Consider the following 23,653-nt stretch of genomic DNA (forward strand, 5'->3'; position numbering starts at 1 on the left):
AAATTTTTTACTGACGCATTATAAGTAGTGTTGGGTATTAAATTTAAAATTATAATGATTAAAGAAGGATAAATTGCATTAAATTTAATAATATCAAAAATGATTTTACTATCGAAAAGGAGAGTTAGATAACAATGAGGATATTTAAAGAGTATATGGCTAGGAAAAACAATCGATATTCCATACGTAAATTTACGGTTGGAACTGCTTCAGTGCTTTTAGGTAGTTTTTTAGTTTTTAACCACAGCGAAGAAGCCCAAGCTGATACTTTACAAAAAGAACAACAAGAAGTAAAAGAAATACCTCCTAAAGTAGATATAGAGAATACAAAAAATGATTCAAATTTTGATAATATACTAGAAAAAGAAAAAAATAATGACACGATACAGCAACCAACTCAAGCTGAAATTGAAAATAAAGAAATAGAAAAAGAAAGTATTTCGAAAGATACAAAATTAATTCAGGATAGCACTAATATAACTCAGCAACAATCAGAATCCAATGCCAATGCTATTGTTGAAAATAAAGAACAACCAGAGCATTCAGATGTAAAAGAATCAGATAAACAAAAAGATAAACAAGAAAAAACACCTGAAACTATTAAAAATGATGAAGAAATAAAATCATTAGATACTGAAAAAACAGATACAGATATAATACCAACGGGTACCGAAAAGCTCAGAAAAACGGATACTGCAATAAAAAGTGAATCAAAATTAAACGAAAACGAAAGACAAATCAATCAAAATTTGACTTCTATGGAAAATAGAGTTACTGAAGTGAAAGTTGAAGAGTTAAACAATAATTTAGAGAAAAACGAAGCAGAAAAAAGTTTGAGTACGAATGAAAAAAATCTCAAAAATGACAGACAACCAGAAAAGCAATATATTCCAAAAACTAGAGTAGTCAGAAGTATCGATAGAAATCGATACTATAATGGAACACACAATAATTATCATTATTTTGGGCCTAGATTATCTTATAATTCTCTAAGAGCGGGAGATAATATTACAACAGCATTTAATGAAGTAGAAAAAAATAGAACAGAATTAACCGAAGAAGAAAGAAAACTATTTCTGAGAAATATTATTAGACAAACTTCATTAAAAAATAATAAATCTGCTTATGACAGAATTTTTAATAGAGATTATTCTGTAGCTGGAAATAGAAAACTTACAGCGAACCAAGCTAAAAATATAAACGAACTACTATATAAAATGAAAAACTTAACTGTTAATCGTGATAATCCGAATTATCAAGGTATTTATACGTTTACAAATCAAAATGATGTAACTAAAAATGATTTTGGTATCGTAAAAGACGAAGTGTTACATGATGGCGACGCGTTAATTGCAACAATGGAATTGTCAAAAGAAAAAGGTAGAGGGACATACAGATTTGAAAATTATGCAATAAGACCTAATGATAGTCTCAATAAAAAAATAAAAAAAGTTATAGCAGTTTATGAAGGCAGACAAAGAATTATTCTGCAACAAGATCATTTAGGTTATTATTCATATACACGTCCAGACAGTGGTAGAAATGGAGATCCAGATAGAGGTGGCGGTTCAGGAGGCACAGTTAAATTTTACATTTCATTTGATGCCAACCAATATATTGATGTAAATAAAGACAAATTATTTGGTTATATTCTAAGTGATACTTTAGATCCAAATGTGTTAAGGGGCGTAAATATTACTAACAAAGCTGTTAATATTCAAGAAGTAGCAGATACAATAAATGAAGCTTTAAAAAAAGCAAAAATAAGAAAAGTAGAAGATGCTATAGAAGCAGCAACACAATTAAAACAACAAGCTGAAACAAAACTAGTCGAGGTAACTCGAGATCAATTAGTGACATCAACTGAAAAAGCTGAGATTGATAAAATGAATGTAGATATTGAAAAAGCCAAATCATCAGCAATGCAAATGTTAAACGCTCTACCGGACGGAATCACAAATAAAGATGTATTACGGAAAAGAATAAATGATATTACACCAGTAACATCACCAGAAGTGAACGATGCAGATAGTAACGGAGTCTTAGATGCAGAACAATTATCAGAAGCATCTCAAGCAGTAGCGAATGCCGAGCAAGCCAAAGCTGCAGTTGATACAAAACTTACTGAGGTTAATTCAGACAGTTTAGTGACACCGAACGAAAAAGCAGCAGTAGATAAGTTGATTCAAACATTAGAAGCTGCGAAACAAACAGCGAAAGAAAAATTAGATAATGTAGCAGATATTATAGCAGGTAAGACTGATTTACAAACAAGGTTAAATAATATCACATCTGTAACGTCACCAGAAGTGAACGACGTGGATAGTAACGGTGTGTTAGATACAGAACAATTGTCAGAAGCATCTGCAGCAGTGTCGAACGCTGAACAAGCAAAAACAGCAGTAGATACAAAAGTGACAGAAATTACAGCGGATGGCTTAGTTACTCCAGATGAAAAAACAGCAGTAGATGCGTTAATTCAAACTTTAGAAACTGCGAAACAAACAGCAAAAGAGATGTTAGATAGTGTACCGTCTAGTACCGCAGGCAAGACAGAGTTACAAACGAGACTAGATAATATTACATCTGTAACATCACCAGAAGTGAACGACGCGGATAGTAACGGTGTGTTAGATACCGAGCAATTGTCCGAGGCAGAGCAAGCAGTAGTGAATGCTGAACAAGCAAAAACAGCGGTAGATAATAAATTAGCAGATGTAACATCAGATGGTTTAGTGACACCGGATGAAAAATCCGAAGTAGACCAATTGATTCAAGCATTAGTAACTGCTAAACAAGAAGCGAAAGAAAAATTAGATAGTGTACCAAATGGTACAGCAGGAAAAGACGAGTTACAAACAAGATCGGGTAATATCGCATCAGTTGTATCACCAGAGGTGAATGATGCAGATAGTAATGGTGTATTAGATACAGAACAATTGTCAGAGGCAGAGCAAGCAGTGACAAACGCTGAGCAAGCGAAAACGGCAGTAGACACAAAATTAACTGAAATAATAGCGGATGGATTAGTAACACCGGAAGAAAAAGTGGCAGTGGATCAATTAACACAAGCATTAGAGACAGCAAAACAAACAGCGAAAGAGAAATTAGATAGTGTACCAAACGGCACCGCGGGTAAAGGTGATTTGCAAATAAGATTGGATAACATCACATCCGTAACATCACCGGAAGTGAACGATGCAGATAGTAATGGTATGTTAGATACTGATCAATTGTCAGAGGCAGAGCAAGCAGTGACAAATGTTGAGCAAGCAAAAGTCGCAGTAGATAATAAATTAGCGGATGTAACATCAGATGGCCTAGTGACTCCTGATGAAAAATCCGAAGTAGATGTGTTAATCCAAGCATTAGACACTGCGAAACAAGCAGCGCAAGAAAAACTAGATAGTGTACCAAATAGTACCGTAGGTAAGACTGACTTACAAACGAGATTCAATAACATCGCATCAGTTGTATCGCCAGAGGTGAATGATGCAGATAGTAACGGTGTCTTAGATACAGAACAATTGTCAGAGGCAGAGCAAGCAGTGTCAAATGCGGAACAAGCAAAAAGAACAGTAGATACCAAGTTAGCAAATGTAACAACTGACGGATTAATAACAGCAGATGAAAAAGCCGAAGTAGATGCGTTAATCCAAGCGTTAGAAACTGCGAAACAAACAGCAAAAGAGAAGTTAGATAGTGTACCGTCTAGTACCGCAGGAAAAGACGCGTTACAAACAAGACTGGATAATATCGCACCAGTAACATCTCCAGAAGTAAATGATGCAGATAGTAACGGAGTGTTAGATACTGAACAATTATCTGAAGCAGAAAAATCAGTGACAAATGCTGAACAGACAAAAAGCGCAGTAGATACGAAACTGGCAGAAATCACAGCGGATGGTCTAGTAACTCCGAATGAAAAATCCGAAGTAGACGCGTTAATTCAAACATTAGAAACTGCAAAACAAACAGCGAAAGAGAAGTTAGATAATGTACCAAATGGCACAGTAGGTAAAACTGAGCTGAAAACAAGATTGGATAATATTGCATCTGTAACTTCCCCAGAGGTGAATGATGTAGATGGTAATGGGGTCTTAGATACTGACCAATTGTCCGAAGCAAGTCAAGCAGTAGTGAATGCTGAACAAGCGAAAACAGCGGTAGATAATAAATTAGCAGATGTAACATCCGATGGTCTAGTAACTCCAGATGAAAAATCGGCAGTGGACCAATTAATTCAAGCATTAGAAACTGCAAAACAAGCAGCGAAAGAAAAGCTAGATAGTGTACCAAGGGGCACTGTAGGAAAAGACGCGTTACAAACAAGATTGGACAATATTGCACCAGTAACATCTCCAGAAGTAAATGATGCAGATAGTAATGGAGTCTTGGATATAGATCAGTTATCTGAAGCATCACAAGCAGTAGCGAATGCGGAACAGGCAAAAACAGCAGTGGATACAAAAGTGACAGAAATTACAGCGGATGGTTTAGTAACTCCAGATGAAAAAGCAGCGGTAGACGCTTTAATTCAAACATTAGTAGCTGCGAAACAAACAGCAAAAGAGAAGTTAGATAGCGTACCGTCTAGTACCACAGGTAAAGATGAGCTACAAAGAAGATTGGATAACATCACATCCGTAACATCACCGGAAGTGAACGATGCTGATAGTAACGGAGTCTTAGATACAGAACAATTGTCAGAAGTATCTGCAGCAGTGTCGAACGCGGAACAAACAAAAACAACAGTTGATAATAAATTAGCGGATGTAACATCAGATGGCCTAGTGACTCCTGATGAAAAATCCGAAGTAGATGTGTTAATCCAAGCATTAGAAACTGCTAAACAAGAAGCGAAAGAAAAATTAGATAGTGTACCAAATGGTACAGCAGGAAAAGACGAGCTTAAAACAAGATTAGATAATATAACATCTGTAATGTCACCGGAAGTGAATGACGCAGATAATAACGGTGTGTTAGATATTGACCAATTGTCAGAAGCAACTCAAGCAGTGTCAAATGCGGAACAAGCGAAAACATCAGTGGATACGAAACTGGCAGAAATCACAGCGGATGGACTAATAACACCAGATGAAAAAGCCGTAGTAGATCAATTAATTCAAGCATTAGAAAGTGCGAAACAAGCAGCGAAAGAAAAGCTAGATGGTGTACCAAATAGTACCGCAGGTAAGATTGACTTACAAACGAGATTGAATAATATCGCATCAGCAACATCTCCAGAAGTAAACGATGCAGACAGAAATGGCGTGTTAGACACAGACCAATTGTCAGAGGCAGAGCAAGCAGTGTCAAATGCGGAACAAGCAAAAAGAACAGTAGATACGAAACTGGCAGAAGTCACATCAGATGGTTTAGTAACACCAGATGAAAAAGCTGCAGTAGACCAATTAATTCAAACATTAGAAACTGCTAAACAAGAAGCGAAAGAAAAATTAGATAGTGTACCAAATGGTACAGCAGGAAAAGATGAGTTACAAACAAGATTGGATAATATCGCTTCAGTTGTATCACCAGAAGTAAATGATGCGGATGGTAATGGTGTCTTAGATACTGACCAATTGTCAGAGGCAGAGCAAGCGGTAGCAAACGCTGAGCAAGCAAAAATGGTAGTGGATACGAAACTGGCAGAAGTTACAGCGGATGGTTTAGTAACACCAGATGAAAAATCCGCAGTAGATCAGTTAATTCAAGCATTAGAAAGTGCGAAACAATTAGCAAAAGAGAAAGTAGATAATGTACCAAACAGTACCTCAGGAAAAGACGCGTTACAAACAAGACTGGATAATATTGCATCAGTAACATCTCCAGAAGTAAATGATGCAGATAGTAATGGTGTGTTAGATACAGACCAATTGTCAGAAGCAGAACAAGCAGTGGCGAATGCAGAACAAGCAAAAACAGCAGTGGATACAAAAGTGACAGAAATTACAGCTGATGGCCTAGTGACTCCTGATGAAAAATCCGAAGTAGATCAATTAATTCAAGTATTAGAAAGTGCGAAACAATTAGCGAAAGAGAAAGTAGATAGTGTGCCAAATAGTACCGCAGGAAAGACTGACTTACAAACGAGATTCAATAACATCGCCTCAGTTGTATCACCAGAAGTGAACGACGCAGATAGTAACGGCGTGTTAGATACTGATCAATTGTCCGAGGCAGACCAAGCAGTGTCAAATGCGGAACAAGCAAAAGTAGCAGTAGAATCAAAAGTGACAGAAGTTACAGCGGATGGCTTAGTTACTCCAGATGAAAAAGCAGCGGTAGACGCTTTAATTCAAACATTAGAAGCTGCGAAACAAACAGCGCAAGAAAAGCTAGCTGGTGTACCAAATAGTACCGCTGGAAAAGACGGACTACAAGCAAGATTGGATAACATCGCATCAGCAACAACTCCAGAAGTAAACGATGCAGATGGTAATGGAGTCTTAGACATCGACCAATTGTCTGAAGCAACTCAAGCAGTGACAAATGTAGAACAAGCAAAAACAGCAGTAGATACTAAGTTAGCAGATGTAACATCTGACGGATTAGTAACACCGAATGAAAAGGTTGAGGTAGATGTGTTAATTCAAACATTAGAAACTGCGAAGCAAACGGCTAAAGAAAAATTAGATAGTGTACCAAATGGTACAGCAGGAAAAGATGATTTACAAACAAGATTGGATAATATCGCCTCAGTTGTATCACCAGAAGTGAACGATGCAGATAGCAATGGCGTGTTAGACACAGACCAATTGTCAGAGGCAGAGCAAGCAGTAGCGAGTGTGGAACAAGCAAAAACAGCAGTAGATAATAAATTAGCGGATGTAACATCAGATGGTTTAGTAACACCAGATGAAAAAGCCGCAGTAGACCAATTGATTCAAACTTTAGAAACTGCAAAACAAGCAGCGAAAGAAAAGCTAGATGGTGTACCAAATAGTACTGCAGGTAAGACTGACTTACAAACGAGATTGAATAATATCGCATCAGCAACATCTCCAGAAGTAAACGATACAGACAGCAATGGCGTGTTAGACACAGACCAATTGTCAGAGGCAGAGCAAGCAGTGGCGAATGCAGAACAAGCAAAAACGGCAGTGGATACAAAAGTGGCAGAAGTAACAGCAGATGGTTTAGTAACGCCGGATGAAAAAGCGTCAGTAGATCAACTAATCCAAGCATTAGACACTGCGAAACAAGAAGCGAAAGAAAAGCTAGATAGTGTACCAAACGGAACAGCAGGTAAGACTGACTTAAAAATGAGATTCAATAATATCGCCTCAGTTGTATCACCAGAAGTGAACGATGCAGATAGCAATGGCGTGTTAGATACAGACCAATTGTCCGAAGCAAGTCAAGCAGTGGCGAATGCAGAACAAGCAAAAAGAACAGTAGATACCAAATTATCAGAAGTTATAGCGGATGGTTTAGTAACACCAGATGAAAAATCGGCAGTGGACCAATTAATCCAAGCATTAGACACTGCGAAACAAACAGCAAAAGAAAAATTAGATAGTGTACCAAATGGCACAGTAGGTAAAACTGAGCTGGAAACAAGATTGAATAATATCGTATCCGTAGTATCACCGGAAGTAAATGATGCGGATAGTAATGGTGTTTTAGATACAGAGCAATTGTCCGAGGCAGACCAAGCAGTGTCAAATGCTGAACAAGCAAAAACGGCAGTGGATACGAAACTGACAGAAATTACATCAGATGGTCTAGTGACGCCAGACGATAAGGCTAAAGTGGATGCATTAATTCAAACATTGGAAACTGCAAAACAAGAAGCGAAAGAAAAATTAGATAGTGTACCAAATGGTACAACAGGAAAAGACGAGTTGAAAACAAGATTAGATAATATAACATCTGTAATGTCACCGGAAGTGAATGACGCAGATAATAACGGTGTGTTAGATACAGACCAATTGTCAGAAGCAACTCAAGCAGTTTCAAATGCTGAACAAGCAAAAAGAACAGTAGATACGAAACTGGCAGAAGTTACATCAGATGCTTTGGTAACACCAGATGAAAAAGACGTAGTAGATCAATTAATTCAAGCATTAGAAAGTGCGAAACAAACGGCTAAAGAAAAATTAGATAGTGTACCGAATGGCACAGTAGGTAAAACTGAGCTGGAAACAAGATTGAATAATATCGCATCCGTAACGTCACCGGAAGTAACAGATGTAGATAGTAATGGCGTGTTAGATACAGACCAATTGTCAGAAGCATCTGCAGCAGTGTCGAACGCTGAACAAGCAAAAGCAGCAATAAAATCAAAAGTGACAGAAGTTACAGCGGATGGACTAATAACTCCTGAAGAAAAAGCAGAAGTAGAAGCGTTAATTCAAACATTAGTAGCTGCGAAACAAACGGCAAAAGAGAAATTAGATAAAACACCAGACGGAACAGCAGGAAAAGATGAGTTACAAACAAGATTGAATAACATCACATCTGTAACGTCACCGGAAATAAATGATGTGGATAGTAACGGAGTCTTAGATACTGATCAATTATCCGAAGCATCGCAAGCAGTAGCGAATGCTGAACAAGCAAAAACAGCAGTGGACAATAAGGTAACAGATGTAACGTCGGATGGTCTAATAACACCAGATGAAAAATCCGAAGTAGAATTGTTAATTCAAACATTAGAGACAGCGAAACAAACAGCAAAAGAGAAACTAGATAATGTACCAAATGGTACCGTAGGCAAGACTGATTTACAAACAAGATTGGACAACATCGCATCTACAACATTACCAGAAGTAAACGATGCGGATGGTAACGGAGTCTTAGATACAGAACAATTGTCAGAGGCAGAGCAAGCAGTAGCGAGTGCGGAACAAGCAAAAACGGCAGTGGATACAAAATTGACTGATATAAATGCAGATGGTTTAGTGACACTAGATGAAAAATCCGAAGTAGATGCGTTAATCCAAGCATTAGAAAGTGCGAAACAATTAGCAAAAGAGAAAGTAGATAGTGTACCAAACGGTACCACAGGCAAAACAGAGTTACAAATAAGATTAAATAACATCACATCCGTAACGTCACCAGAAGTAAATGATGCAGATAGCAATGGTGTACTAGATACAGAACAGTTATCAGAAGCAACTGAAGCAGTGACAAACGCGGAACTAGCAAAAACAGCAGTAGATACGAAATTAACAGATGTAACATCAGACGGATTAGTAACTCCAGATGAAAAAGCAGAAGTAGATGAGTTAATCCAAGCATTAGAAGCCGCAAAACAAACAGCGAAAGAAAAGTTAGATAATGTACCAAATAGTACCGCAGGTAAGAATGATTTAAAAACAAGATTGGACAACATCACATCTGTAACATCGCCAGAAGTAAATGATGCGGATAGTAACGGAGTCTTAGATACAGATCAATTGTCTGAAGCAACTCAAGCTGTGATGAATGCGGAACAAGCGAAAACTTCAGTAGATACGAAATTAACAGATGTAACATCAGACGGATTAGTAACTCCAGATGAAAAATCCGAAGTAGATGCGTTAATCCAAGCATTAGAAGCTGCAAAACAAACAGCACAAGAAAAGGTCAATAGTGTACCGAGTGGTACTACAGGAAAAGATGCGCTACAAAGAAGATTGGATAATATTATATCTGCAACATCACCAGAAATAAATGATGCAGATAGTAATGGTGTGTTAGATACAGATCAATTATCCGAAGCATCACAAGCAGCAGCGAGTGCTGAACAAGCAAAAACGGTAGTAGATAGTAAATTAGCAGAAGTTACAGTAGATGGTCTAGTAACACCAGATGAAAGAGCCGAAGTAGATGCATTGATTCAAGCATTAGAAAGTGCGAAACAAACGGCACAAGAGAAGGTAAATAGCGTACCGTCTAGTACCCCAGGTAAGACTGATTTACAAACAAGACTGGATAATATCGCATCAGTAACATCACCAGAGGTGAACGACGCGGATAGTAACGGAGTCTTGGATACGGAACAGTTATCAGAAGCAGACCAAGCAGTGACAAATGCTGAACAAGCAAAAACAGCAGTGGATACGAAATTAACTGAGATTACAGCAGATGGATTAGTGACATCGGATGAAAAATCCGAAGTAGATGCTTTAATCCAAGCATTAGAAAGTGCGAAACAAACGGCACAAGAGAAACTCAATAATGTCCCGAATGGTACCGCAGGAAAAGACGATCTACAAACAAGATTAGATAATATCACATCTGTAACATCACCAGAGGTGAATGATGCGGATAGTAATGGTGTATTAGATACTGATCAATTGTCTGGAGCAACTCAAGCTGTGATGAATGCAGAACAAGCGAAAGCTTCAGTAGATAGTAAATTAGCAGATGTAACATCGGACGGATTAGTAACTCCAGAAGAAAAAGCTGAAGTAGACGCGTTAATCCAAACATTAGAAAGCGCAAAACAAACAGCGCAAGAAAAGTTAGATAGTGTACCAAACGGTACTGCAGGAAAAGACGATCTACAAACGAAACTAGATAACATCACATCTGTAACGTCACCAGAAGTAAATGATGCGGATGGTAATGGAGTGTTAGATACAGACCAATTGTCAGAAGCAGAGCAAGCAGTAGTGAATGCGGAACAAGCGAAAACAGCAGTGGATACAAAAGGGGCAGAAGTTATAGCAGATGGTCTAGTAACTCCAAATGAAAAAGCAGACGTAGATGCGTTAATTCAAACATTAGAAACTGCGAAACAAACAGCGCAAGAGAAACTAGATAGTGTACCGAACAACACAGAAGGTAAAGCAGAGTTACAAAATAGATTGAATCAAATCCCATCCGTAGTATCACCAGAAGTGAATGATGTAGATAGTGACGGTAACATAGATAGCCAACAAATTTCAGAAACAGGCAAGGCAATAGAGGATGCTGAACAAGCAAAAGCAGCAGTAGATACTAAATTGACTGAGATCACAGCAGATGGTTTGGTAACACCGGATGAAAAAGCCGAAATAGATGCGTTAATTCAAACATTAGAGACAGTGAAACAAGAAGCGAAAAAGAAACTAGATAATATACCGAACAACACAGAAGGCAAAGCAGAGTTACAACGAAAATTAGACAACATCACATCTGTAACATCACCAGAAGTAAATGATGCAGATCGTAACGGAGTCTTGGACACAGATCAATTGTCTGAAGCAACTCAAGCAATAGAGGATGCTGAACAAGCAAAAGCAGGGGTAGATACTAAGTTGGCCGAGATCACATCTAATGGCTTAGTAACTCCAGACGAAAAAGCCGCAGTAGATGCGTTAATTCAAACATTAGAAACTGCGAAAGAAATAGCAAAAGACAAGCTAGATAGTGTGCCGAATAGTACAACTGGAAAAGATGCATTACAAACAAGGTTGAATCAAATCACATCAGCAGTTTCACCAACAGTAACAGACGCAGATAGTAACGGTGTCTTAGATATTGATCAACTGTCCGAAGCAATGCGAGCAGTAGTGAATGCCGAACAGGCAAAAACGGCAGTGGATACAAAAGTGACAGATGTAACATCCGATGGTTTAGTAACACTAGAAGAAAAATCCGCAGTAGATCAATTAATCCAAGCATTAGAAACAGCGAAACAAGAAGCGAAAGAGAAATTAGACAGTGTACCGAATAGCACAGCAGGTAAAATAGAGTTACAAAATAGATTAGATCAAATTGCATCCGTAGTATCACCAGAAGTGAATGATGTAGATAGTGACGGTAATGTAGATAGCCAACAAATTTCAGAAACAGGCAAGGCAATAGAGGATGCGGAACAAGCAAAAGCAGCGATAGATACTAAGTTGGCCGAGGTCACATCTAATGGCTTAGTGACTCCAGATGAAAAAGCCGCAGTAGATGCGTTAATTCAAACATTAGATACTGCAAAACAAGTAGCAAAAGAAAAATTAGATAAGGTACAAGACGGAACAGCAGATAAAGATGTGTTGCAAAGAAGATTAGACCAAATACCATCCGTAGTATCACCAGAAGTAAATGATGCAGATAGTAACGGAGTCTTAGATACAGTACAATTGTCAGAAGCAACTCAAGCAGTGATAAATGCCGAGCAAGCGAAAACAGCAGTAGATAATAAACTGACTGAAGTTACAGCTGATGGTTTGGTAACACCGGATGAAAAATCCGCAGTAGATGCGTTAATTCAAACTTTAGAGACTGCAAAACAAACAGCGAAAGAAAAATTAGATAGTGTACCGGATGGCACTGAAGGAAAAGCTACTTTACAAACAAGACTAGATAGCATCTCATCCGTAATATCACCGGAAGTAAATGATGTGGATAGTAATGGAGTATTAGATACTGAGCAATTATTAATAGCATCTCATATAATAGAGAATGTGGAACAAGTAAAAGGAACATTGGATACAAAGCTTTCTGAAATCACATCCGATGGTTTAGTGACTCCGGGTGAAAAAGCGGAAATCGATAGACTAATCTTGGGACTGAAAGTAATAAAACAAGCAGCAAAAGATAAACTGAATACTGTACCGGACAGCACAACAGGTAAAGATGCGTTACAACGAAGATTAGACAATATCACTTCCGTAACGTCACCAGAGATAAATGATGCGGATAGTAATGGTGTGTTAGATACAGAACAATTATCCGAAGCGACTGAAGCAGTGATAAATGCCGAGCAAGCAAAAACTGCAGTAGATACTAAACTGACTGAAATTACATCTGATGGATTAGTGACACCGCATGAAAAAGCTGAAGTAGACGCGTTAGTTCAATCATTAGAAACTGCAAAACAAACAGCGAAAGAGAAACTAGATAGTGTACCGAATATCATAGCAGGTAAAGCAGAGTTACAAGCAAGATTGAATCAAATTACATCTGTAACATCGCCAGAAGTGAACGATGTAGATAGTAACGGTGTGTTAGATACACAACAATTATCAGAGGCAGAAAAAGTAATCAAAGCAGCCGAATCAACAAAAGCAGCAGTGGATACTAAGTTGGCCGATATTACATCAGATGGCTTAGTAAATCCAAAAGAAAAGGCAGAAATCGATAAGTTGATTCAAAAATTAGATAAAGAAAAACAAGCAGCGAAAGATAAGCTAGCCCAAGTACCGAACGGCACAGCAGGAAAAGCAGAGTTACAAAGAAAACTAGACCAAATTACATCTGTAACATCACCAAAAGTGAACGACGCAGATAGTAATGGTGTACAAGATACAAAACAAGTCTCAGAGGTAAATAAAGCAATCAAAGCAGCAGAATCAGCAAAAACAGCAGTGGATACTAAGTTGGCCGATATTACATCAGATGGCTTAGTAAATCCAAAAGAAAAGGCAGAAATCGATAAGTTGATTCAAAAATTAGATAATGAAAAACAAGCAGCGAAAGATAAGCTAGCCCAAGTACCGAATGGCACAGCAGATAAAGCAGAATTACAAAGAAGATTAGACGAAATCGTATCTGTAACATCGCCAGAAGTGAACGACGCAGATAGTAATGGTGTACAAGATACAAAACAAGTCTCAAAAATAAGCAAAGCAATCAAAGCAGTAGAATCAACAAAAGCAGCAGTAGATAATAAACTGGCCGATATTACATCAGATGGCTTAGTAAATCCAAAAGAGAAAGCAGAAATCGATAAGTTGATTCAAAAATTAGATAAAGAAAAACAAGCAGCGAAAAGTAATCTAGCCCAAGTACCGAATGGCACAGCAGGAAAAGCAGAGTTACAAAGAAAACTAGAACAAATTACATCTGTAACATCACCAAAAGTGAACGACGCAGATAGTAATGGTGTCTTAGATACAAAACAAGTTTCAGAGGCCAAAAAAGCAATTGCAGACGCTAAAGCAGCACAAACAAAAATCATTAATAAGATAAAAGAGATTAGAAAAGATGGTCTGATTACTCCTAGTGAGCAAGCTGATTTAGACAAACTCATAGAAAAATTGGATTCAATAAGACGAATTGCAAAAGAAAAAATAAGTAACTTACCAAGCGGTACAGCAAATATTGATGGATTACAGACTAAATTAGATAACATCACATCAGTAACAAAAGTAAATGATAAAGATAATAATAGTATATTAGGTAAGAAACAGGCATTGGACACGGAGCAAGTAAAAGATAAGCATAATACAAGTCATTTTGATAATGACGAACAAGCGACTATAAATAGCAAATCGCTAGGCATAGATTTAAGTCAATTTAATGTTCAAAATAATCGTCACAACCTTGAAGTATTAAATAAAAAATCATTTGAAAATCCAAATAAAGAAAATAACTTCAATATGAATTTACCGTATACTGGATTAGACAAAAAGAACCCTTATGCATTCGAAATTCTATTTGGAATTTTAGGATTAATGATCGTTTATAGAAGATATTTAACAAGTGATAAAAACATAGAACATTAAGTTTGAAACTTTAAAAGTTTCATTGAATTTATAAGCACTTTGGAATGATTAGATTAAAAGTCTAATATCCAAAGTGCTTTTTTTAATGAAATTTAATATATTGATAGTAACGATTTAGAAGTCATATTGATTTTCTTCTTCCTTCAAAACTTGTGTATATGCTTTTGAAGTGCGTAATGTAGATAAAACTAAGTCATCTAATCTAAATAAAATGTCATCATTTACAATCTCACCATTTGAAAAGTCACGTTCTTCTATAAATACATAAGCTTGCATAATATGTGCCTTCATATAACCTAATATCGGTTTTAGTTGTGTTTCAGGGATGAGATAATGTTTTGGTGATCCAGCAGTTGCAACTATACTTACGATTTTATCTTTAAATGCATTAACTGGTAGTAAGTCAAATACATTTTTCAATGTACCTGGAATGGAAGCTTGGAAGATAGGAAATCCGATGAAAATGACATCAGCATTCATCAAAGTTTGAGTAAGATATAACGTATCGCCACTGTAATCTAAATAATTTCTTCCATCACTAAACACCAATTCTAACTCTTTTAAATCTATAAAATTAACATGATGCGTATCATCTTGATTATTAAGTGCTTGATTCAAATAAGTCATGGCAGTACGTGTTTTTGAACCAACGCTAGAGCCAGATAGTAATACAATATTCATAGTATCATTGACCTACTTTCTTAAATGTTTTTTTACAGCTGGAATAATTTCATTACCTATAAGTTCTATATTCTTCATAATTTTATTAAACGGAACACCGCCAAAATCAATTTGAGCCATAAATCGTTGGTGATTGTATAATTCATGTTGATACAGAATTTTTTCGATGATTTGTTGTGGACTACCAACCATTAAAGCATCTCTATAATCAGGAGCTTTTGCAAATTGTTGTTTTGGATAACCTGTACCTCTAATAAATGACATTCCAACATTTAGATGTGGGTAGAACTCTTTCAAAGCATCTTGAGTTGTGTCAGCAGTATAAAATAAACTTGCTGTTGATACTGGTAAAGATTCCGGTGAATGATCAAAACCATTTTCTTGTGCAGTGAGTCTGTACTGTTCAATGGACTCTTTAAAGGTCATTGCTGGACCGCCGAGTGTTGTAATCATCATTGGTATACCTTGTCTACCTGCTTTGATAGCACTTGCGGGAGGGCCTCCAACTGCGCGCCAAATAGGTAATGTGTCATCAATTGGACGTGGGAAAATCTTCATGTTATTTAAATCAGGTCTAAATTTACCTGACCAAGTAATTTTATCGGTTTTATTTAATTCCATTAATAAATTAAGTTTTTCTTCATAAAGTTCGTCATAATTATTCAAGTCTAATCCAAATAAATCAAATATACCTGTACGTGAAGCGCGACCTGCTACAATTTCAGCTCGGCCATGTGAAATTAAGTCTAAAGTAGCAAAATCTTCAAATACTCTTACAGGATCTGCAGCACTTATAATACTAGAAGAACTGGAAATTTTTATTGTTTTAGTGGCTTGCGCTATGGCACCTAAAACTACTGTGTGTGCTTGTGTTGTAAAATGTTCTTGGTGGCTTTCACCGACACCAAATACATCAATACCAGCCTGTTCAGCTAATTGACTAGCTTCTATAAGTTCATTAATTCTTTGCTCATAACTCACTTTTTCTCCATTATGCGGATTTAATAAATGATCACCTAATGAGTAGAGCCCAAATTCCAATGGAGTATTTTCATTCATTTTTAAATGTGCCATATAATCACCTTTCTATAATTCATGTAGATTATTTTCAATTTCTGTTCGTTGTGCTTCCATAAAGTCTGGTAAATTTAAATGTTTACCCAAATCTTCTATTTTTGTGTCTACCGTAAATCCAGGTTCATTCGTAGCAAATTCGTATAAAATACGATTTTGTCTATAATATAAAGATTTGAAAAAGTATCTGTCTATAATTCCTGAATTATTTTCAGGTTGTTGCTCTATTATTTTATGAATTGAATTTAAATCACTATCTTTTGGTGTATTAACAGCAATATGATGCACATAACCTTGACCAGGTCTAGCACGTTCACCTTGTTGTTCTACAATAACAAAATCAGTATATAATCCATTTTGATCTAAAGTCATAACAGTATCGTTTACATCTTCTTTAAGTGTATATGACAAGCTATTTTTTAAGAAATCGAGCGTGGCTTGAGCATTTTTAACTCTTAGTTCTACAGGGCCCATACCTAAAATTTGGTATTGCTCGGGAATCTCACTATACGGATTTTTTCTCCAAGCATTCGGTGTATGATAATTGCCATTAACTAATAAAATAATCTCCAAACCATCTATATCATTAAAAGTAATAGCAGGCTGATTTAAATAATCTAATGATGTCCATGTAATTTTGAATTGATTTAGTCTTTCTTTAAAAAAATTCAGAGCATTTTCATCAGGGACAAGTAATGATAAGCGATAGATAGAATCAGTTCCAGGACGATTTTTCCCTAAAAGTGGTATTTCAAAAAAACTTAATAACGTGCCAGCAGAACCAATTTCATCTCCAAAGAATAAATGATACATTTTAGGATTATCTTGGTTAACTGATTTTTCAACCAACCTTAGTCCTAATACTTGAGTATAAAAGTCTTTATTTTTTTGAGCGTTTTTTGTATACATTGAAATGTGATGGTGACCAACGATATTCATATATATATACCTCCTCGTAATAAACTTTTCAGTTGCTCGTGTTATCAGTATAATAGCAATAAAACTTCTCAATACTCATAACCATTATCGTATAGATTAAACACCTTTGGTATAAAAAATATACTAGTTTTGTATAATATATTTCCTTTTTACAAAAAAAGCAAGTTTGAAAGTTTATGAATGATAGAACTATGAAGAATGGTCTGATTTTTAAATATCTGAATTAAAGTTTGGTATAATTATTTTAATAGTGTCTGAAAATTTATTATCAGTAAGCATTAATTAAAAATATTAATAAATAACATAATATTGTGAAAGAAATATGACACGTATTGATGACGAACTAAATCAGGAGTTAAAGTATGGATTTATTTTTAGTTTACATTTTAATTGCTATATTTTTAGGTGGTTTAGTCAGAACATATTTTGGTTTTGGGGAAGCACTCGTGAGCATGCCACTTTTAACATTGATAGGGCTAAACTTACATACATCTATTTCACTGGTAGGCTTAGCTGGACTAATGGTAGCAAGTTTAAATATATTTTTAGATTAGAGGAATATAAAAATTAAAGTATTATTATTGATGTTGTTAGGGAGCTTATTAGGTGTTCCAATTGGCATATTGATTTTACAGCATATTACAACCTCTTATATACAATTGATGCTAGGACTATTTTTAATACTTTATGGTGTATATGCGTTTGGAAAAATTACCTTTTTTAAAAATAGATATAATATCATATTGAAATCTAATATTTGGGCGAGCCTAACAGGTATGATTTCAGGTATATTAGGAAGTTTGTATAATTCACACGGTGTACCAGTTGTAATTTATGGCACAATGTCACCTTGGCATATTAAAGATTTTAGAAGTACGGTACAAGCACATTTTTTAATTACAGCGATATTTGTAGTGATTGGACAAGCATCTGGAGGGATATGGACTGGCCAAACGGTATCCTTATTTTTGTTGAGCATACCTTGTTTGATTATTTCAGTCATTATTGGAAAGTATCTAATAAATCACACGACTTATCATAATTTTGAAAAATGGATATACTTATTTATTACAATTTTAGGATTTTTACTATTGTTAATATAAAATCAAAAGGTCGAATTGCGTTCTATTTTTAGAAACGTGATTCGACCTTTAACTATATTTACTATTATTTGGAATTGACATTAATACTTTTATTCAATAATACGAAGAATAAAATGAAAGCAATGGAAATAGCAATATGACCTAATCCCGAAATGCCAGCAATAGCAGGGCTCACTTCAAAACCTTTCATAGTTGCTATACCATTAACAAATTGCATAGCAACCGTTAATAATACCCCGATATGATAAACATAAAAGAAATAATTAAATAAAGTATGATGCTGAGTAAGTTTTAATTGGTGTTCTATCACCATAAATATTAAAAACATGATTGTACCTAATACGAGTAGATGTGTATGCGTTACATTTAATTGCGAATAACCACTAAAATTTTCTGTTTTTGACATCTCTCTATAAAATAGACCACTGAGCATGCCTAATAAAGTATAAAATGCTGAACTGAACATTAATTTTTTCATTTTAACGACCTCCTGTAATGAATGTTTAATTTTAATATAAAGTAAGATTATGAACTCTATATGAACGATTAAAAAATTTTCTTATTTTTGTATGGTATTAAGTACTTATGTAGTATTTGTTCTTCAAAACTTTCCATTACTTAATCAACTTTACAATTCAAAGTAATTTATTTTATCGTGCTTAATGGAATAATTTATTGCAATACAGAACCTCTAAATTTAGAAATTTAACAATATTGAAAAATTATTAATTGCGGTATGCTAAAAACTATATATTTAAAATTGCGAACAACTGTGATTTGTGACATTGTTTTTAATTAATAACTTACCTTTAAAAAATAACTTGATTTTTCAAATTAATTGAGTAGAATTAAATTGTGATAAAGATTATTTTGAGGTGGGAAAAGATGAAAAACAAACAAGGATTTTTACCTAATAGGTTAAACAAGTACTCTATTAGAAAGTTTACAGTTGGAACAGCATCATTATTAATTGGGGCAACACTTGTATTTGGTGTTAGTAGCGAAGTAAAAGCTGATGAATTAGACTCAATTACTAATGATAATAAGGCTAATGATTCAGATAAAGGTGAAGCACTTGATGTGCAAGATATAAAAAGTGTAGAAGATAATAACACAACGTCAAGTCGTAGTGAAAATTCGGTTACTGAAGAAAAGACAGAAAATTCTAATAATGAATTGCAAACAGAAGAAACTGATAATGACCTTAATCCGGATCAAAAAGAGTTAGATAATAATGGTGCAGCATTAGGTAATACAGAAGAATATAATAACACTAATGAATCTACAAATGAGGTTTTGAATAAGCAACCAACAGAAGCATCAGATATATCTGAAACAAAACAAGATGTAAACAATGATACTTCTAGTTCAGCTGAAGATAGTACGAATAAAGATAATACGGATCAAAAAACAACGACTAAAAGTAATGAACAAACAAATGATAAAAATAAAGCTGAAGATACAACAGATGAAACATCAACTGAGACGTCAACAGAAACAACAAAGGATACAGATATATCTAGTAACGAAACGCCAACTGAAAAAGCATTAGAAAAAAATCCTGACACTTCTAATAAGACAAAAGAAGACACTAGAACAGAAAATTTAGATGGACAAAATGATAATCAACCATTAAGTGAACCATCCTCTGAAGAAGAAAGAACTACGAAAGTGACGAGAAATCCTGAAACAAATAATCATATACAGTCAAAATTAACAAAACAATTGTCAGAAACAGAGAATAAACAAAAGGCTGTTGAAGACTATTTAAATAGTCTTCAACAGAAGACACTAAAGCAATTTTAGAAAACGCTGATATTGATTATAAAAATACAACTGATGAAGCAATAAATATTGAAATTTTAAAGGCTTCAATTATTCAACTTTCGAATGAACAGGATAAAACGAAAACGTTAGCCACTCCAAAACGTACCTTGTTGCGTTCTATGGCTACGCCAACTGCATTACGAGCAGCAGTAGAACAAAATGAAAAAGTTGAAAAATCACTTGGCTATATGGACAACTATACATTTGCATCATTGATTTTTGATCCAGGCAAGTTAGATTCACAAAAGACTTTAGACAGCAATATCATACCTTTTGATATTCATAGTTACATGTCAGGTTCAAATTCAGGTGATCGCTATAAAATTGATTTGAAATTGGATCCGAAAATAGCGAGTCATGTCACAAAAATATCTGCCAATCCTAGTGGTAGAAATACCCCTGTTGAATTTATAAGATTAAAAGATGAAGACGGTAATTTCACTAATACTTGGGAAATAAATTTCATTAGAGCAAATGATGGCTTGTTTGGAGGCGCTGAAATATTATCACAGTATACAGCGGCCAACGGTAAGATAGAGTTAGATGATACGATAGGTAACATTTTGAATGCATCTGGAGATTTAAGTAATAATAAGTTGAATTATCAAATGTTTATTAGAGATTCACTTTCTAATAAAATAGTTAAAACTTCTGAAAGTAGTGGTTATTTCTTAACTACATCTGACAAAGATTTAAGTCAATTAGAAAATAACCTTTCTCCAGAAAATAGTAATGCATTTAAAGCAAGTAGTGGCTCTGCAACATATGATGGTTCTGTAGGAACACATGGAGGGTTACTGATTGATCAACAAATAATGAAAAATGGTATCTTCTCATATTCTAAAATTAAATCAAAACAATGGTCATATAATTATCAAATAGATAAAGATTTATTGCCGTATATTGAAGGAGTAGAATTACATACGTATGACTACAAAGGCCTTTCAGGCTTTGACAAGACGTATCACGCTGAAGATAAAGTAGCTGATTTACAGCTTGATAGTATCGGTAATGGCACAATTACTAGTAATGACTTAAATAAATTAATCGAGTTTAACAATACTTTACCTGAAACAGTAGGCGTTCGTATTGTAATTAAGTTAAATCAAAGTGTAAATAATATATTAACTAAAGATGCGGAATATGATTCTGAAGGTAATCTTATTCGAGAAACAACAAAACAAAAAGAAGATTTTACCTTTGCAGGTTATTTAACTGATAGTAATAATCTTTTAATAAATAATACGTTAGGGACTTCAACTTTAGCACTACAAGATTATGATAAAGATGGTTTACTAGACCGATATGAACGACAAGTATCACTTTCAGATCCTGAAAACGAAGATACAGATGGAGATGGTAAAAACGATGGTGATGAAGTCATCAACTATAAAACTTCACCATTAGTAGGTAAACCTGATGCGGCCGATATTACAAATGAGGATAGAGTTGTAACTGGGTCAGTTCCATTAAAAGAAGGTGCAGCAACTCAAACTGCAAAAGTGTTAGATGCAACTGGAAAAGTCATTGGTACATCAATAGTTAATCCTGATGGTACATTTTCGGTATCTATTCCGCAATCACCTGAGGGTACCTATACTATCGCAATCGATTCACCTAATTATGAAAATGATGAAGTAAATACATTTGAAGTTATTGATATTTCCAAGGTACCAACACCATCAATTAATCCAGTTGATGACAATGATACAGTAATTAAAGTTAATGGTTCAGCAGGTGCAACTGTTACGGTTAAAGATAATAACAATGTTGAGATTGGAAAAGTTCAAATTCCTAATGATGGTTCAGCAGCCTCTTTAACATTGAATCAACCATTGAAAGCTGGGACTATTTTAACTGCAACAGCTAGCAAAGGTGGAAAAACAAGTGAAGTTTCAGATCAAATTACAGTAACAGATGCGACAGCACCAGATGCACCAGTGATAAATCCAATAACAAGTAAAGCCACACAAGTAACTGGTACAGCAGAACCTAATTCAACAGTAACTGTTGCTTTCTCAGGTGGTGGTAAAGTTTCAGTAACTACTGACAGTCAAGGTAGATATACAGTAGATATACCAAGTGGTGTTACTCTGCAAGGTGGAGAAGTATTTAAAGCAATAGCAACAGATAAAGCAGGTAATGAATCATCTGTTGCGACACGTATAGTAACAGACGTAACAGCACCAGATGCTCCTACATTAAATGATGTCAATAGTAATAGTAAGCAATTGAATGGGCAAGCAGAAGCAAATTCAACAGTTAGTGTGACTTTCCCAAGTGGCGAAGTTGTAGATACAGTAGCAGATCAAGATGGAAATTTCACAGTAGACATTCCAGAAAACGAAGGATTACAAGGTGGAGAAACGATAGTAGCTACGTCGAAGGACAAAGCAGGTAACATTTCTCAAAAAGGTAGCACTCAAGTCATAGATGCAACAGCGCCAGATGCACCACAAATAAGCCATGTGACAAGTGTAAGTACAGAGGTTAAAGGCACAGCAGAAGCAAATTCGACAGTTAGTGTGACCTTCCCAAGTGGTGAAGTTGTGGAAACCAAGGCTGATCAAGATGGAAATTTCACTGTATCTATCCCAGAAAACGAAGAGTTACAAGGTAAAGAAACGATCAGTGCTACATCAAAAGACAGTGCAGGTAATGTTTCTCATGCTGGATCAACAACAGTAACAGATGCAACAGCACCAGCACCACCAACGGTTAACAGTGTAACTAGTCAAGATACAAATATTAGTGGAACAGCAGAGCCAGGATCAACGGTCACAGTAACGTTCCCAGATGGGACAACGGCAACGGGCACAACTGATGACCAAGGTAACTATACAATCGAAATTCCATCAGATGTGGACTTAGACGGTGGAGAAGACATTGTCGTAACAGCAACAGATAAAGATGGCAATACATCGTCAGAAGCAACGACAACAGTAGTAGACACGACAGCTCCATCAGCACCAACAGTGAAAGATGTAACAAGTGAAGATACAACAATTGGTGGCACAGCAGAACCAGGATCAACAGTCACAGTGACATTCCCAGACAATACTACAGCGATAGGCACAGCTGATGACCAAGGTAATTACACAATAGATATTACGTCCGGTACTAAGTTAGAAGGTAGTGAAGAACTACAAGTAACAGCAACAGATAAAACAGGAAATATTTCAAAACCAACTTCAACGACTGTTATAGATAAGACAGCACCGGATGCGCCTAAAGTAAATAGAGTATCAAGTGAAGACGTACAAATTGCGGGAAGTTCAGAACCTAATTCAACAGTTACAATCACATTCCCTGGTAATATCACGGTTGATGTAGAAGCGGATGAACACGGTAACTTTATCGTAGATATTCCAAATACGGTTGATTTAATTGGTGGCGAAGAGATTCAAGCAATAGCACAAGATAAATCTAATAATAAATCAATAGAAGCTTCAACAATAGTAGTTGATGCAACAGCGCCAAACGCACCAACAGTGAAAGATGTAACAAGTGAAGATACAACAATTGGTGGCACAGCAGAACCAGGATCAACAGTCACAGTGACATTCCCAGATGGTACTACAGCAGAAAGTAAAGCAAATGACCAAGGTG

The 23,653-nt window shown here is 35.6% G+C and carries 8 protein-coding genes and 1 pseudogene; 5 read left to right on the forward strand and 4 right to left on the reverse strand.

Annotation, left to right across the window (positions count from 1 at the left end; all coding sequences use genetic code 11):
* The first annotated feature begins 134 nt into the window (after positions 1–134).
* On the forward strand, positions 135–14,420 hold the full coding sequence (locus tag FYJ81_RS11040) for a GA-like domain-containing protein (protein WP_154409646.1): 14,286 nt from the start codon (positions 135–137) through the stop codon (positions 14,418–14,420).
* Between the two features lie 114 nt (positions 14,421–14,534).
* Here FYJ81_RS11040 and FYJ81_RS11045 read toward each other — a convergent pair whose 3' ends face one another.
* Genes FYJ81_RS11045 through FYJ81_RS11055 form a run of 3 tightly spaced genes read right to left on the reverse strand, consistent with a single transcriptional unit; the run spans position 14,535 to position 17,114 of the window.
* Entirely contained in the window at positions 14,535–15,101 is a 567-nt protein-coding gene (locus tag FYJ81_RS11045; RefSeq protein WP_107386617.1) for an NADPH-dependent FMN reductase, read from the reverse strand.
* Positions 15,102–15,113: 12 nt separating this feature from the next.
* A complete protein-coding gene (locus FYJ81_RS11050; protein WP_154409647.1) occupies positions 15,114–16,175 on the reverse strand; it encodes an LLM class flavin-dependent oxidoreductase in 1,062 nt (353 codons plus the stop codon).
* A 12-nt stretch (positions 16,176–16,187) separates the two neighbouring features.
* A complete protein-coding gene (locus FYJ81_RS11055) occupies positions 16,188–17,114 on the reverse strand; it encodes a VOC family protein (RefSeq protein WP_154409648.1) in 927 nt (308 codons plus the stop codon).
* Positions 17,115–17,476: 362 nt separating this feature from the next.
* On the opposite strand from FYJ81_RS11055, the gene FYJ81_RS13190 reads away from it, so the two are divergent.
* Complete coding sequence (locus tag FYJ81_RS13190) at positions 17,477–17,668, forward strand: hypothetical protein (RefSeq protein WP_229767958.1); 192 nt, start codon at positions 17,477–17,479, stop codon at positions 17,666–17,668.
* A 30-nt stretch (positions 17,669–17,698) separates the two neighbouring features.
* Positions 17,699–18,217, forward strand: coding sequence for a sulfite exporter TauE/SafE family protein (locus FYJ81_RS11060; RefSeq protein WP_229767959.1), 519 nt, complete (start codon positions 17,699–17,701; stop codon positions 18,215–18,217).
* 64 nt (positions 18,218–18,281) lie between these two features.
* On the opposite strand, the gene FYJ81_RS11065 is transcribed toward FYJ81_RS11060, so the two are convergent.
* A complete protein-coding gene (locus FYJ81_RS11065) occupies positions 18,282–18,695 on the reverse strand; it encodes a DUF2871 domain-containing protein (protein ID WP_154409649.1) in 414 nt (137 codons plus the stop codon).
* A 407-nt stretch (positions 18,696–19,102) separates the two neighbouring features.
* Here FYJ81_RS11065 and FYJ81_RS13345 point away from each other — a divergent pair.
* A pseudogene (locus tag FYJ81_RS13345) lies at positions 19,103–19,196 on the forward strand (YSIRK-type signal peptide-containing protein); the annotation flags it as partial.
* A gap of 967 nt (positions 19,197–20,163) precedes the next feature.
* The coding region (locus tag FYJ81_RS11075) for an Ig-like domain-containing protein (protein ID WP_154409651.1) at positions 20,164–23,653 on the forward strand (3,490 nt) is incomplete at its 3' end.

This window comes from Staphylococcus sp. McC-251-APC-3A2 (assembly GCF_009695665.1).
GTDB classification, from domain to species: Bacteria; Bacillota; Bacilli; order Staphylococcales; family Staphylococcaceae; genus Staphylococcus; species Staphylococcus cohnii.